Origin of the sequence: Streptomyces sp. ATCC 21386, assembly GCF_018728545.1 — a bacterium.
Lineage (GTDB): Bacteria > Actinomycetota > Actinomycetes > Streptomycetales > Streptomycetaceae > Streptomyces.
In genome coordinates, this window is sequence record NZ_JAAVVL010000001.1 from 3,828,498 (window position 1) to 3,841,718 (window position 13,221).

Genomic DNA, 13,221 nt, shown 5'->3' on the forward strand with positions numbered 1-13,221 from the left:
ATCGTCCCTGCGCGTACCCCTGGAGAGCTCGTGAACCTCTTCCTGCCGAGAACCGCCGTATTCGGCGGCAGCCTCGCCGTCGCCGCCGCACTCACCCTCAGCGCCTGTGGCGCGGCCCCCGAGAGCACCACCACCGCCGACGGCAAGAGCGCGGCCACCGCGACCTCGGCCGAGGACTTCGGCGGCATGGACGCGCTGATCGAGGCGGCCAAGAAGGAGGGCAAGCTCAACGCGATCGCCCTGCCCCGTGACTGGGCCAACTACGGCGCGCTGATCGACGGCTTCGAGAAGAAGTACGGCATCAAGATCGAGGTGGAGAACCCGGACGGCGCCAGCCAGGACGAGATCAACGCCGTCACCTCGCGCAAGGGACAGGACCGCGCGCCCGACGTGCTCGACCTCGGCAGCTCCTTCGCCATCAGCGCCGCCCAGCAGGGGCTGCTCGCGCCCTACAAGGTGGCCGCGTTCGACGACATCCCCGAGGGCCAGAAGGACCCGAAGGGCCAGTGGTACAACGACTACGGCGGCTACATATCCATCGGGTGCGACGCCAAGCGGGTCAAGGAGTGCCCGGAGACCTTCGCCGACCTGCTGGAGCCGAAGTACAAGGGCCAGGTCGCCCTCAACGGCAACCCCACCAAGTCCGGTTCGGCGTTCGGCGGCGTCTGGGCGGCCTCGCTCGCGAGCGGCGGTTCGTTCGACGACATCCAGCCCGGCCTCGACTTCTTCGCCAAGCTGAAGAAGAACGGCAACTACACGCCCGTCGAGTCGACCCCCGCGACCGTCGAGAAGGGCGAGACGCCCATCAGCATCGACTGGGACTACCTGAACGCCGGGTACGCCGACGAGTTCAAGTCCAAGGGCGTCGACTGGAAGGTCGTCGTCCCGGAGGACGGCAAGTTCTCGCAGTACTACTCCCAGGCCATCAACAAGGACGCCCCGCACCCCGCCACCGCCCGGCTCTGGCAGGAGTACCTCTACAGCGCCGAGGGCCAGAACCTCTGGCTCGCCGGCTACGCCCGCCCGGCCCTGATGCCCGCCATGGAGAAGGCCGGCACGCTGGACGAGACGGCCGCCGCCAAGCTGCCGAAGGTGTCGGGCACCCCCGAGTTCCCGACCGAGGAGCAGCAGACCAAGGCCAAGGACGCCCTCGCGCAGGGCTGGGCCAAGGCGGTCTCCGGGTGACCGCCGTCGTCACCGAGGCCGACCCGCCACTCGTGGCCGCCGCTTCCGTGAAGCGGCGGCCACGCCCCGGCGGCTGGCTCGCCGTGCTCCCGCTGCTGGCGTTCGTCGCGATCGCCTTCGGACTGCCCGCCGCCGCCATGCTGAACGGCGCGTTCACCGTCAAGGACCCGGCCACGGGCGCCGCGACGTACACCACGGCGAACATGACGGCCTCCGTGCAGGGGGCCTACCTCACGGCCATGCTCGGCAGTGTGAAACTCTCCGCCGTCTCGGCGGGCCTCGCCGCCGTCCTTGGGCTGCCGCTCGCCCAGGCCGTGGTGACCTCCCGTTTCCCGGCGCTGCGCGAAGCCGTGCTCACCGCCTCCGGGGTGCTCGCCAACTTCGGCGGAGTCCCGCTCGCCTTCGCGTTCGTCGCCACCCTCGGCAACTCCGGTGTGCTGACCCGGCAGTTGGGCCTCACGGACAAGGGCTGGGACCTCTACAGCTTCTGGGGCCTGGTCATCGTCTACCTGTACTTCCTGATACCGCTGATGGTCCTCACCATCACCCCCGCCCTCGACGGGCTGCGCGTCCAGTGGCGGGAGGCCGCCCAGAACAACGGCGCCACCGGCCTCCAGTACTGGATCCACGTGGCCCTGCCCGTGCTCGCGCCCTCACTGCTCGGCGGGCTGGTGCTGCTCTTCGGCAGCGCCTTCGCCGCGTACGCCACCGCCGCGGCCATGGTGGGCAGCTCCATCCCGCTGGTCACCCTGCAGATCGCCGACGCCATCTCCGGCAACGTCCTGGTCGGCCAGGAGAACGTGGCGCTCGCCCTCAGTCTCGACATGGTCCTGATCGCCGGACTGGTCATGGCCGTCTACCTGCCCCTGCAACGACGGAGTGCGCGATGGCTGGCCTGAACCCGGCACGACCGGCGTCGCGCCGCCCGGCCCTGTGGCGTCCGCTGGTGTTCGCCTGCGCCGGGCTGTACTTCCTCGTCCCGCTCGCCGCCTCCGTGATCTTCACGGTCGACGTGCCCGGCGAGGGCGTCACCTTCGACGCCTACACGCGGATCCTGAGCACCGACGGCTTCGTGACCAGTCTGCTGCTCTCGCTGGAGCTGGCCGCCGCGACCATCGCCGTCGTGCTGCTGCTGATGGTGCCCGCCATGGTCGCGCTGCGGCTCGGCGCCCCCAGACTGCGGCCCGTCGTCGAGGTGGTGTGCGCCCTGCCGCTGGTGGTGCCGCCGATCGCGTTCGTCGCCGGCCTCGGCACCGTGCTCAAGTGGGGTCCCGAACACCTCTCCAGGACCCCGCTGTTCCAGACCTTCGTCGCGGTCCAGAACCCCGACTTCCCCGTGGTGCTGGTCCTCGCCTACGTCGTGATGGCGCTGCCCTTCGTGTACCGGGCGCTGGACGCGGGGCTGCGCGCCATGGACGTCCGCACCCTCGTGGAGGCCGCCCGCAGCTGCGGGGCGAGCTGGCCCCAGGCGCTCGTGCGGGCCGTACTGCCCAATCTGCGCGGGGCACTGCTCAACTCCGCCTTCCTCACCCTGGCGCTCGTGCTCGGCGAGTTCACCGTCGCCCAACTGCTGGGCTTCCGGCCGTTCGCCGTGTGGATCGTCAACGTCAGCGGCTCGCAGGCCCAGCTGTCCGTGGCCGTCTCGGTGCTCAGTCTGCTCGTCACCTGGGCCATGCTCCTCGCGCTCGCCTCCTTCGGCGGACGTACCCGAACCGCTTCCGCCTCCCGGGGATGAACCATGACCGTGCTTGAGAAGACCGCGACCGACACCGCCGCCACCGTCGAATTCCGGGGCCTGCGACGGGAGTTCGGCGCCACCGTCGCCCTCGACGGCCTCGACCTGACCGTCCGCCCCGGCGAACTGCTCGCCCTGCTCGGCCCCTCCGGCTGCGGCAAGACCACCGCCCTGCGGATGCTCGCGGGCTTCGAGCACCCAGACGCCGGCGAGGTGCTCGTCGACGGGGAGGACGTCACCCGCGTCCCGGCCCACCGGCGCGACGCCGGGATGGTCTTCCAGTCGTACAGCCTCTTCCCGCACCTCAGCGCCCTCGACAACGTGGCCTTCGGCCTGCGCATGCGCAAGGTGCGCACGGCCGAACGGCGGTCCCGCGCAGCCGAGTTGCTCGATCTCGTGGGCCTCGCCGACAAGGGCGCCCAGTACCCCCACCAGCTCTCCGGCGGCCAGCAGCAGCGCGTGGCCCTCGCCCGGGCGCTCGCCCTGCGCCCCCGTGTGCTGCTGCTCGACGAACCGCTCTCCGCCCTCGACGCCAAGGTGCGGCTCACCCTCCGCGAGGAGATCCGCCGCCTCCAGCAGGAGCTGGGCATCACCACCCTCTTCGTGACGCACGACCAGGAGGAGGCCCTGTCCATGGCGGACCGGGTCGCGGTGATGCACGCCGGCCGCCTCGAACAGTGCGCCACCCCGGTGGAGTTGTACGGCCGCCCGGCCACCGCCTTCGTCGCCGAGTTCGTCGGCACGATGAGCCGGATCCCGGGCCGGCTCGACGGCACCACCGTCGAGGTCCTCGGCCGGCGGCTCCCCGTGGACGGCACCGCCCCGGACGCCGCGGACGTCGACGTCCTGGTACGGCCGGAGGCGGTCGGCGTACGGGCGGACGACACCGGGGACGCCCGGGTCGTCGCGACCGCGTTCCTCGGCGCCGCCACCCGCCTCACCGTACGGTTCGCCGACGGCATCGAGGTCAAGGCCGACCTGCCCACCCACGAGGCGGCGGCCCTCGGCGCCGGAAGCTCCGTGACCGTCACCCTCCCCGAACGGCCGGTACTCCTCGCGGCCCGGCCCACCCGCTGAGACACGGGCACCCGCCCCCACGGCGGGACCCCGCAGTCCCGCCACACCCCCACGGAAAGAGAGTCCCGTGTCCCGATCTCCGCTCCAGGCCGCCCTGTTCGACATGGACGGCACGCTCGTCGACACCGAGCGGCTGTGGTGGGAGGCGGTGGCAGAGGTGGCCGCCGGCCTCGGACGCGCGCTGACCGAGGCCGACCAGCCGGACGTACTGGGCCGTCCCGTCGAGCACACCGCCGGCTGGCTGGCCGCCCTCACCGGCGCCGACGCCGGCGCGCTCGCCGCCGAGCTGCACCGGGAGTTCGCCGACCGGGTCCGCACCGGGATCGTGCCCCGTCCGGGCGCGCTGGAGCTGCTGCGGGCCCTGGCCCGCGAGGGTGTCCCCACCGCCCTGGTCACCGCGTCGCCGCGTGCCGTCGCCGACACCGTCCTGGACGTCCTCGGCCGCGACCTGTTCGCCGTCTCCGTCACCGCCGACGACACCGAGCACACCAAGCCCGCTCCCGACCCCTACCTCGCCGCCTGCCGAGCCCTGGGCGTCGACCCCGCCGCCTGCGTCGCCGTCGAGGACACCAGCACCGGGGTCACCTCGGCCGAGGCCGCCGGGTGCGTGGTCCTCGCCGTTCCCTCGCTCGCCCCCATCGAGGAGGCCCCGGGCCGCTCCGTACGGGAGAGCCTGGAGGCCGTGACCCCGGCGAGCCTGCGGCTGCTGGTCGCGCCCGACGGCCCCGCCCTGCGGGTGATGACCTGGAACCTCTGGTACGGCGGCACCAAGGTCCGCGACCATCGCGCCAAGCAGCTCAAGGTGATCACCGAGACCGGTGTCGACGTGGTCGGCCTCCAGGAGACGTACGGCACCGCCGCCCAGGAACTCGCCGACGCCCTCGGCTGGCACCACCACCGGGCCGGCGACAACCTCGGCATCATCAGCCGCCACCCGATCACGGCCCGCCTCGGCGACCCGGACGTCGGCTTCTACGGGGCCGCCGGCGTCCGGATCAGGACCGACTCCGGCGCCGAGGTCGACATCTGGACGGTCCACCTCGACTACCAGCCCTACGGGCCCTACGAGGCCGCGTTCGACGGGCTGGAGGCCGCGGAGCTGATCGCCCACGAGGAGGTGCGGCTGGCCCAGCTGCGGGACTGCCTGCGCCGGATCGACGACACCGCGCCCGCCGTGCCCGTCGTACTGGTCGGTGACTTCAACAGCCCCTCGCACCTCGACCGGCCGGACGTCGACTGGCCGGTCACCAGGGCCGCCGAGGCGAGGGGACTGCGCGACTCCTACCGAGAGGCCCACCCCGACCCCGTGCGGGAGCCCGGCCACACCTGGTCGCCGATCCACACCGAGCACGAGGACGGCAGCGGCCGGCCCGAGCCGCAGGACCGGATCGACTTCGTGCTGCACCGTGGCCTGGCGGTGCTCGACTCCCGGACCCATGTCAGCGGCACCCCCCGCCCGTGGCCGGACGTCGAGGACAACGACTGGCCGTCGGACCACGCCGCGGTGATCACCACGTTCGCACTGGAGCTGGACCTGGAGCTGGAGCCGGAGCCGGAGCCGTAGTCGTAGCCGGAGCCGGGCGGTGGGCGCGATCCCGATAACCCCTGGGCCGGAAGGTGCGGCCGGGATAGCATCGATGCCATGACCTGGCGACATTGATCCACCGGCCACGCCTCCCGAGGACCGCCTCGGACGCCGTACCGACGACGTCCGATCCGCTCCCTCGGGAAGGCCTCATGACTCTCTCACCCGCGCGTGCGCCCGGTGACGCGACCACCGGTGTCCGCCGGCTCACGGCCACGCTGTACGCCTACGCGTTCCTCGACGAATTCGTGCTGCTCTACCCGGTGTACGCGCTGCTGTTCAGCGACACCGGCCTGTCGATCTGGCAGATCTCCTCCCTGTTCGCCCTGTGGTCCGTGACCGGGATCGTGCTGGAGGTGCCGTCCGGTGCCTGGGCCGACGCCGTCTCCCGGCGACTGCTGCTGTGGGTGGGGCCGCTGCTCACCGCCGCCGGCTTCGCCCTGTGGGTGATCGTTCCCTCGTACTGGGCCTTCGCCCTCGGGTTCGTCCTGTGGGGAGTGCGCGGCGCGCTCGGTTCCGGTGCGCTGGAGGCGCTCGTCTACGACGAGCTCGACCGGCTGGGCGCGGCCGACCGCTACGCGCGGGTCGTCGGCCGGGCCCAGGCGGTCGGCATGGTCGCCGTGATGGCCGCGATGGGGCTGGCCGGCCCGGTCCTCGACCTCGGCGGTTACCAGGCCGTGGGCGCGGCGAGCATCCTGGCCTGTGTGCTGACCTCGGTGACGGCCACGCGTTTCCCCGAACACCGGGAAGCGGTGCCCGGGCCGAAGCACGCCTCCACCCTCGCCACCCTGCGGGCGGGGCTCACCGAGGTCCGCCGGGACCGGTCCGTACGGGGCGCGCTGCTTCTCGTGCCGGCCGTCGGGGCGGTCTGGGGCGCGCTCGACGAGTACACGCCGCTGCTGGTCCGGGACACCGGGGTGGCCGAGCAGACGGTTCCGTACCTGCTGCTGGTGATCTGGGTGGGGCCGGCGATCGGCAGCCTGCTGACCGGCGTGGGGGAGCGGTGGGGCACGGCCCGGCTGGGGGCGGTGCTCGCGGGCTCGGCGGTCGCGCTGGCCGTGGGGGCGCTGCTGGGGACGCCGGCCGGCATCGGGCTGGTGGCCGTCGCCTTCGGGGGCTTCCAGCTGGTCAACGTGCTGGCCGACGCGCGGTTGCAGGACCGGATCGACGGGGCTCGGCGGGCGACGGTGACGTCCGTCGCGAGCATGGGGACCGAGACGGCGACGGTCGCCGTCTTCGCCGCGTACGCCGCGCTCGCGGTGGGGCACGCGCACGGGGCGGTGTTCGCCGTGTTCGCGGTGCCGTATCTCGTGACGGCGGGTGTGCTGGTGGTGCGGAGAGGCACGTAGGGGTGGGGCGTGGGGTGCGTGGGCGGCTGCGGCTGTGGTGGCTGCTCGCGCAGCTCCCCGCGCCCCTGGAGGGGCCCGGGTTGCGTCCTTTCTCAGGCGCGCAACGAATCGTCGTGCGGCCCGGCGCCCACGCAATGAATCGTCCACCGGTGCGCAATGGCCGCCGCTTGTCCGGGTCGGCGCGGCGACCGTACCGTCTTCCTGGCCCCCTTTCTGGCCCCCGAACACCCCTTTGTCCCGGTGAGGAACACGCATGCGTACCGCCCTGCTCCAGAGCTCCGGTCTGCCCGGCTCGGTCGTCGGGAACCTGAAGGTGCTCGACGAGGCAGCACGGTGTGCCGCCGACGCCGGGGCGGGGCTGGTGGTGACGCCGGAGATGTTCCTGACGGGGTACGCGATCGGCGACGACATCGCGCGGCTCGCCGAGGCGGCCGACGGCGACTCGGCCGACGCGGTCGCCGAGATCGCGGGACGCCACGGCGTCGCGATCGTCTACGGCTACCCGGAGCGCGCCGGTGAGACGGTCTTCAACTCGGCGCAGCTCGTCTCCGCCGAGGGCGTCCGACTGGCGAACTACCGCAAGACCCATCTCTTCGGCTGCTTCGAACGCGACCACTTCGCACCCGGCGAGCGGAGCGTCGTCCAGGCCGACCTGGGCGGGCTCCGCGTCGGACTCCTGATCTGCTACGACGTGGAGTTCCCGGAGAACGTCCGCGCCCACGCGCTCGCCGGCACCGATCTGCTGGTGGTGCCGACGGCCCAGATGCATCCCTTCCAGTTCGTCGCCGAGTCGATGATCCCGGTGCGGGCCTTCGAGAACCAGATGTACGTCGCCTACGTCAACCGGGTCGGCCGCGAAGGGGAGTTCGAGTTCGTCGGGCTCTCCACGCTGGCCGGGCCGGACGGGGTCGCGCGCACCCGCGCCGGACGGGCGGAGGACCTCGTCCTCGCCGACGTCGACCCCGCGTTCGTCGCGGCCTCCCGCGAGGCGAACCCGTATCTCCAGGACCGTCGCCCCGGTCTCTACGGTTCCCTCGTCTGAGCCCCGCCCCCGCCCCACCCCGAACACCCGCTTCACCGCAAGGAGTCCGTACCCCATGACGTCCACCGTGCCCAACGCCGTCGAGCACGCAGACGAGCAGCAGCCGCCGATCACCATGTTCGGCCCGGACTTCCCGTACGCGTACGACGACTTCCTGGCCCACCCGGCCGGGCTGGGCCAGATACCGGCCACCGAGCACGGGGCCGAGGTCGCGGTCATCGGCGGCGGGCTGTCCGGCATCGTGGCGGCGTACGAGCTGATGAAGATGGGGCTCAAGCCGGTCGTGTACGAGGCCGACCGGATCGGCGGGCGGCTGCGGACGGTCGGTTTCGACGGGTGCGATCCCTCGCTCACCGCCGAGATGGGGGCCATGCGCTTCCCGCCGTCCTCCACGGCGCTCCAGCACTACATCGACCTCGCGGGTCTGGAGACCCGGCCGTTCCCCAACCCCCTCGCGGAGGCCACGCCCTCGACCGTCGTCGACCTCAAGGGCGAGTCCCACTACGCCGAGACCATCGACGACCTGCCCCAGGTGTACCGGGACGTGGCCGCCGCCTGGAAGACCTGCCTCGAAGAGGGCGCCGACTTCTCCGACATGAACCGGGCGCTGCGTGAGCGGGACGTGCCGCGCATCCGGGAGATCTGGGCGAAGCTCGTCGAGCGGCTCGACAACCAGACCTTCTACGGCTTCCTCTGCGACTCCGAGGCGTTCAAGTCCTTCCGGCACCGCGAGATCTTCGGCCAGGTCGGCTTCGGCACCGGCGGCTGGGACACCGACTTCCCCAACTCCATCCTGGAGATCCTGCGCGTCGTCTACACCGAGGCCGACGACCACCACCGGGGCATCGTCGGAGGCAGCCAGCAGCTCCCGCTGCGGCTCTGGGAGCGCGAGCCCCAGAAGATCGTGCACTGGCCGTACGGGACGTCCCTCAGGTCCCTCCACACGGAGGGGGAGCCCAGGCCCGCCGTGACCCGGCTGCAGCGGACCGCCGGCAACCGGATCACGGTGACGGACGCGAACGGTGACATCCGTACGTACCGGGCGGCGATCTTCACGGCCCAGTCCTGGATGCTGCTGTCGAAGATCGCCTGCGACGACTCGCTCTTCCCGATCGACCACTGGACGGCCATCGAGCGGACCCACTACATGGAGTCCAGCAAGCTCTTCGTGCCCGTCGACCGGCCGTTCTGGCTCGACAAGGCCGTCGACGACAGGGGAAATCCGACGGGGCGGGACGTGATGTCGATGACGCTCACCGACCGGATGACGCGCGGCACCTACCTCCTCGACGACGGCCCCGACAAGCCGGCCGTCATCTGCCTCTCCTACACCTGGTGCGACGACAGCCTCAAGTGGCTGCCCCTGTCGGCGAACGAGCGGATGGAGGTCATGCTGAAGTCGCTCGGCGAGATCTATCCGAACGTCGACATCCGCAGCCATGTCATCGGCAACCCGGTGACCGTCTCCTGGGAGAACGAGCCCTACTTCATGGGCGCGTTCAAGGCGAACCTGCCCGGCCACTACCGCTACCAGCGGCGCCTGTTCACCCACTTCATGCAGGACCGGCTGCCCGACGACAAGCGGGGCATCTTCCTCGCCGGCGACGACATCTCCTGGACGGCCGGCTGGGCGGAGGGCGCGATCCAGACGGCGCTCAACGCGGTCTGGGGTGTCATGCACCACTTCGGCGGCGCCACGGACGCGACCAACCCGGGCCCGGGTGACGTGTACGACACGATCGCTCCCGTCGAACTCCCCGAGGACTAGGGGCGGTTTCGGGGCCAGTCGGCTCGCTCGGGCATCGGCGTCAGCAGCATGCGGCCCGCCAGGCCCACCGCCGCGTCCAGCCGGTGGGCGAACTCCTCTGCGAGATCCGGGAGTCCGCGCAGCGCCCACAGCGCGCGGGCGGCCGACCAGCTGGCCTCACGGGCGCGTTCCAGGCTCCACGCGCCAAGCAGATGGGTGAGCGGATCGGCGATCTGGAGCAGATCGGGACCCGGCATCAGCTCCTCGCGGATACGTTCCTCCAGCGCGACGAGGACATCGCCCACCTGCTCGAACTCGTCCTCCAGAGCGGCTGGTCCGCAGTCGAGCGCACGACAGCTGTCCACGACGGCCAACGCGAGATCGTGCCCGATGTGCGCGTTGATGCCGCAGAGGGCGAACTGCAGCGGCCGTACCCCGGGATGACGCCGCAACTGCAGCAGCGGCCGCCAGCACGCGGGTGCGCGGCCGCCCTCGGCGACGCTCAGGTACCGCTCGGCGAAGAGCACGTCCAGGGTGATCGCGGCCCGGGCGTCCGGGAAGTGACCGGTGTCCAGGCGCCGGCCGATGGCCTCCGTGACGGCGAGGTAGACCCTGTTGAAGACCGCGATCCCGTCCCGCTCCGGAAGGACCGCGTCCAGGGCACGCATACGGCGGAGGACGGTGTCCACCGCGCCGGACGCGACCGCCGTGCCCGTCGAGTCCCCGGAATTGGTGAAATGTTCCGACTGCGCCATAGGGGGCAGGGTCGCAGGCCTACGCTGACACCGGTGCCGCCGTGCCCGTCGCGTCCCCGGAACGGGGTAACGCGGGCACGGCGGGAAGTGCTGGGGAGCCGACGTGGCGCGGCCCGGGGAGCAGGGGGAGAACCACGTGTCAGGCTTACGCGCCCAGCGTCTGGCCGCACGCCGGGCCGAGCGTCGGCGGGCGGTGCGGCGCGCCGCCATGACGGCCGCCGCGGCAATCGTGGCCGTCGTCGGAACGATCACCGCGATGGCGGCGGCGACGGGCGGTGACAGAGGCATCGACGAGGCCCGACCGCCGACGAGCCGCTCGGGGGGCCATCCGTCCGGTCTCTCCGCCCCCACCGCGCTTTCCGGCCCGACCGGGCCGGCTCCCGGCCCTTCCTCCCCGCGGCACACCTCGCCCCCGCCGTCGCCCTCGCACTCGCGCGGGCCCTCGGTCAAGGCCGGAACGGAGCCCTCGGCGGAGCGGACCGAACGGCGGGCGGCACCAGGGACCGGCTCCGGAAAGCTCTACCGCCACCCCGACTCGCAGGTCCTCGACTGGGTCCGTGACCACCCCGACGACCCGCGCGGCGCCGCCATCGAGACGGGCATCGCCGACCGTCCCGCCGCCGTCTGGTTCACCGACCCCGCCCCCGCCACGATCACCTCCCAGGTGGCGGCGGTCGCCTCCGGAGGCGCCGCGCGCGACCAGGTGCCGGTCCTCGTGGCGTACGCGATCCCCGACCGGGACTGCGGCGGTGCCTCGCAGGGCGGGGCGCCGAACCTGGACGCGTACGACGCCTGGATCGACGCGTTCGCCGCCGGGCTCGGCTCGGACGACGTCATCGTGATCCTGGAGCCGGACGCGATCGCGCAGTCCGACTGTCTCTCCGCCGCCGGCCGCGCCGACCGTTTCGCCTCACTCGCCCGCGCCGGCCGGGTCGTCAAGGCGGCCAACCCGAGCGCCCGCGTCTACCACGACGCCGGACACTCGGAATGGAACACCCCGGTCGAGCAGGCCGCACTCCTGCGGCAGGCGGGCGCCGCCGCTCCCGACGGCTCCGACGGTGTCTTCAGCAACGTGTCGAACTTCAACCGCACGGAAGCCGAGGTCGCCTACACCCGCCGGGTCCTCGACGCCCTCGGCGCTCCCGCCGGCCTCGGCGCCGTCATCGACACCAGCCGCAACGGCAACGGCGCTCCCGCCGACGGCGCCTGGTGCGACCCCGCGGGCCGCGCCCTCGGCCGCCCACCCACCCTCACCACCGGCGAACCCCGCGTCGACGCCTATCTGTGGGTGAAACTCCCGGGCGAGTCCGACGGCTGCCGGGGGAGGGCGGGGGCCTTCTCCCCGGGGTACGCGTACGAGCTGGCGCGCGGGTGAGGGGGAGCCCGGCGCCCGGATCGGGGTTTCAGACCGGGAGCGGGGGGACCGGGCGCGGCCGGATCAGGGCTTCAGGTCGGGCAGCGCCACGTTCGGCCGGGGCATCTGCGGGCGGTCGCGGTCGCTGGTGCGCAGCACGCCCGCGAAAAGCACCAGGCCGCACGCCAGCACGGTCACCAGACCGAACGAGACGACCAGGCTGGTCAGCTGTGCCAGACCGCCGATCGCGCTCGGTGCGACGAGCCCGGAGGTGTAGGTGATGGTCGCGACCCCCGCGATGGCCAGACTGGGGTTCGGCCCGCTGCGGCCCGCGGCGGCGAAGCAGAGCGGCACGACGACCGCGATGCCGAGGCCCATCAGGGCGAAGCCGGTCATCGCCACCGCCGGCACGTTCGCGACGACGATGAGGACCCCGCCGAGTGCGGCCAGCACGCCGCTGGCCCGGACGGTACGGACCGAGCCGAAGCGGTTGACCACCGCGTCGCCCGCCAGCCGGGCCACCGCCATGGTCAGCATGAACCCGGTGGTGCACGCCGCGGCGAGCCCGGCCGAGGTCTCCAACTGATCCCGCAGGTAGACCGCCGACCAGTCCAGGGCCGCCCCCTCCGCGAACACCGCGCAGAACCCGACGGCGCCGATGAGCAGCGCCGACTTCGGCGGCAGCGCGAAGCGGGGAGGCGGCTCCTCGTCCTCGGTGGGCCGCAGATCCAGGACCCACTGGCAGGCGATCAGCCCGAGCGCGGTGAGCGAGGCAGCGGCTAGCGCGTGGTGCAGCCGGGCGTCCGACCCGAGGTGCGCGGCGAGCGTGCCGGCCGCCGAGCCGACGAGGGCGCCCGCGCTCCACATGCCGTGCAGCCCCGACATGATCGACTTCCCGAGGCGGTTCTCCACGTCGACACCGAGCGCGTTCATGGCGACGTCCGCCATGCCCGCCGACGCGCCGTACACGAACAGCGCGAGACAGAGGGTCCAGAGGTTCGGCGCGAGGGAGGGCAGGACCAGGGCGAGCGTCCACAGCGAGAGCAGTCCGCGCAGCGCCGTCCGGGCGCCGAACCGGTGGCTGATGCGTCCCGCGAGCGGCATCGCCAGGGAGGCGCCGATCGCGGGGAAGGCGAGTGCGAGACCCAGCTGGCCCGTGCTGACGCCCGCATGGTCCTGGATCCACGGCACGCGGGTCGCGAACGAGCCGGTGACGGCGCCGTGCACCGCGAACACGGCCGCCACGGCGTACCGTGCCCGCCTCACCTCGCGCCGCTCGTAGATCACCGCACTCATTCTCCGCCTCCGTGAATCCTCGGTGTGCCGAGAGGCTTCGCGCCTCGGCTGTCGTTCCGCCTTGAAGGCGCCGCGCCCCGCCTCCGGGTGCGCCAC

Annotated in this window: 11 protein-coding genes; 9 read left to right on the forward strand and 2 right to left on the reverse strand. The window is 72.5% G+C overall.

All coding sequences use genetic code 11. The features are described 5' to 3' along the window. Positions 1 to 30: 30 nt before the first annotated feature. From GWK25_RS16750 to GWK25_RS16785, 8 genes are all read left to right on the forward strand, one after another. A complete protein-coding gene (locus GWK25_RS16750) occupies positions 31 to 1,185 on the forward strand; it encodes an ABC transporter substrate-binding protein (protein WP_215451005.1) in 1,155 nt (384 codons plus the stop codon). Continuing rightward, on the forward strand, positions 1,182 to 2,084 hold the full coding sequence (locus tag GWK25_RS16755) for an ABC transporter permease subunit (RefSeq protein ID WP_215451006.1): 903 nt from the start codon (positions 1,182 to 1,184) through the stop codon (positions 2,082 to 2,084). The genes GWK25_RS16750 and GWK25_RS16755 overlap by 4 nt, the downstream gene beginning before the upstream one ends. Continuing rightward, positions 2,072 to 2,920 carry an ABC transporter permease gene (locus GWK25_RS16760; RefSeq protein ID WP_215451007.1) on the forward strand — a complete coding sequence of 283 codons (849 nt, stop codon included), beginning with the start codon at positions 2,072 to 2,074 and terminating at the stop codon, positions 2,918 to 2,920. Before GWK25_RS16755 ends, GWK25_RS16760 begins: the two co-directional genes overlap by 13 nt. A gap of 3 nt (positions 2,921 to 2,923) precedes the next feature. After that, a complete protein-coding gene (locus GWK25_RS16765) occupies positions 2,924 to 3,997 on the forward strand; it encodes an ABC transporter ATP-binding protein (protein WP_215451008.1) in 1,074 nt (357 codons plus the stop codon). Positions 3,998 to 4,064: 67 nt separating this feature from the next. Then, positions 4,065 to 5,561: an HAD-IA family hydrolase gene (locus tag GWK25_RS16770; RefSeq protein WP_215451009.1), complete on the forward strand. Its 1,497-nt coding sequence runs from the start codon at positions 4,065 to 4,067 to the stop codon at positions 5,559 to 5,561. A gap of 173 nt (positions 5,562 to 5,734) precedes the next feature. After that, positions 5,735 to 6,931 carry an MFS transporter gene (locus tag GWK25_RS16775; protein ID WP_215451010.1) on the forward strand — a complete coding sequence of 399 codons (1,197 nt, stop codon included), beginning with the start codon at positions 5,735 to 5,737 and terminating at the stop codon, positions 6,929 to 6,931. Positions 6,932 to 7,184: 253 nt separating this feature from the next. Further along, a complete protein-coding gene (locus GWK25_RS16780) occupies positions 7,185 to 7,973 on the forward strand; it encodes a carbon-nitrogen hydrolase family protein (protein WP_215451011.1) in 789 nt (262 codons plus the stop codon). A 55-nt stretch (positions 7,974 to 8,028) separates the two neighbouring features. Further along, positions 8,029 to 9,741 carry an NAD(P)/FAD-dependent oxidoreductase gene (locus GWK25_RS16785; RefSeq protein ID WP_215451012.1) on the forward strand — a complete coding sequence of 571 codons (1,713 nt, stop codon included), beginning with the start codon at positions 8,029 to 8,031 and terminating at the stop codon, positions 9,739 to 9,741. Here GWK25_RS16785 and GWK25_RS16790 read toward each other — a convergent pair. Further along, complete coding sequence (locus GWK25_RS16790; RefSeq protein ID WP_215451013.1) at positions 9,738 to 10,475, reverse strand: DUF5995 family protein; 738 nt, start codon at positions 10,473 to 10,475, stop codon at positions 9,738 to 9,740. The two genes, GWK25_RS16785 and GWK25_RS16790, sit on opposite strands and share 4 nt — an antisense overlap. 208 nt (positions 10,476 to 10,683) lie before the next feature. Here GWK25_RS16790 and GWK25_RS16795 point away from each other — a divergent pair, with 208 nt between their 5' ends. Further along, on the forward strand, positions 10,684 to 11,850 hold the full coding sequence (locus GWK25_RS16795; RefSeq protein ID WP_215457401.1) for a glycoside hydrolase family 6 protein: 1,167 nt from the start codon (positions 10,684 to 10,686) through the stop codon (positions 11,848 to 11,850). 63 nt (positions 11,851 to 11,913) lie between these two features. Here the strand turns inward: GWK25_RS16795 and GWK25_RS16800 are convergent, their stop codons facing one another. Next, positions 11,914 to 13,125, reverse strand: a complete 1,212-nt coding sequence (locus GWK25_RS16800; protein WP_215451014.1) for an MFS transporter — start codon at positions 13,123 to 13,125, stop codon at positions 11,914 to 11,916. Positions 13,126 to 13,221: the final 96 nt, after the last annotated feature.

Coding starts and splice junctions, on each gene's coding strand:
- GWK25_RS16765 (WP_215451008.1), top strand. CDS start 2,924: ATGACCGTGCTTGAGAAGACCGCGACCGACACCGCCGCCACCGTCGAA.
- GWK25_RS16785 (WP_215451012.1), top strand. CDS start 8,029: ATGACGTCCACCGTGCCCAACGCCGTCGAGCACGCAGACGAGCAGCAG.
- GWK25_RS16800 (WP_215451014.1), bottom strand. CDS start 13,125: ATGAGTGCGGTGATCTACGAGCGGCGCGAGGTGAGGCGGGCACGGTAC.
- GWK25_RS16775 (WP_215451010.1), top strand. CDS start 5,735: ATGACTCTCTCACCCGCGCGTGCGCCCGGTGACGCGACCACCGGTGTC.
- GWK25_RS16760 (WP_215451007.1), top strand. CDS start 2,072: ATGGCTGGCCTGAACCCGGCACGACCGGCGTCGCGCCGCCCGGCCCTG.
- GWK25_RS16780 (WP_215451011.1), top strand. CDS start 7,185: ATGCGTACCGCCCTGCTCCAGAGCTCCGGTCTGCCCGGCTCGGTCGTC.
- GWK25_RS16790 (WP_215451013.1), bottom strand. CDS start 10,475: ATGGCGCAGTCGGAACATTTCACCAATTCCGGGGACTCGACGGGCACG.
- GWK25_RS16795 (WP_215457401.1), top strand. CDS start 10,684: ATGACGGCCGCCGCGGCAATCGTGGCCGTCGTCGGAACGATCACCGCG.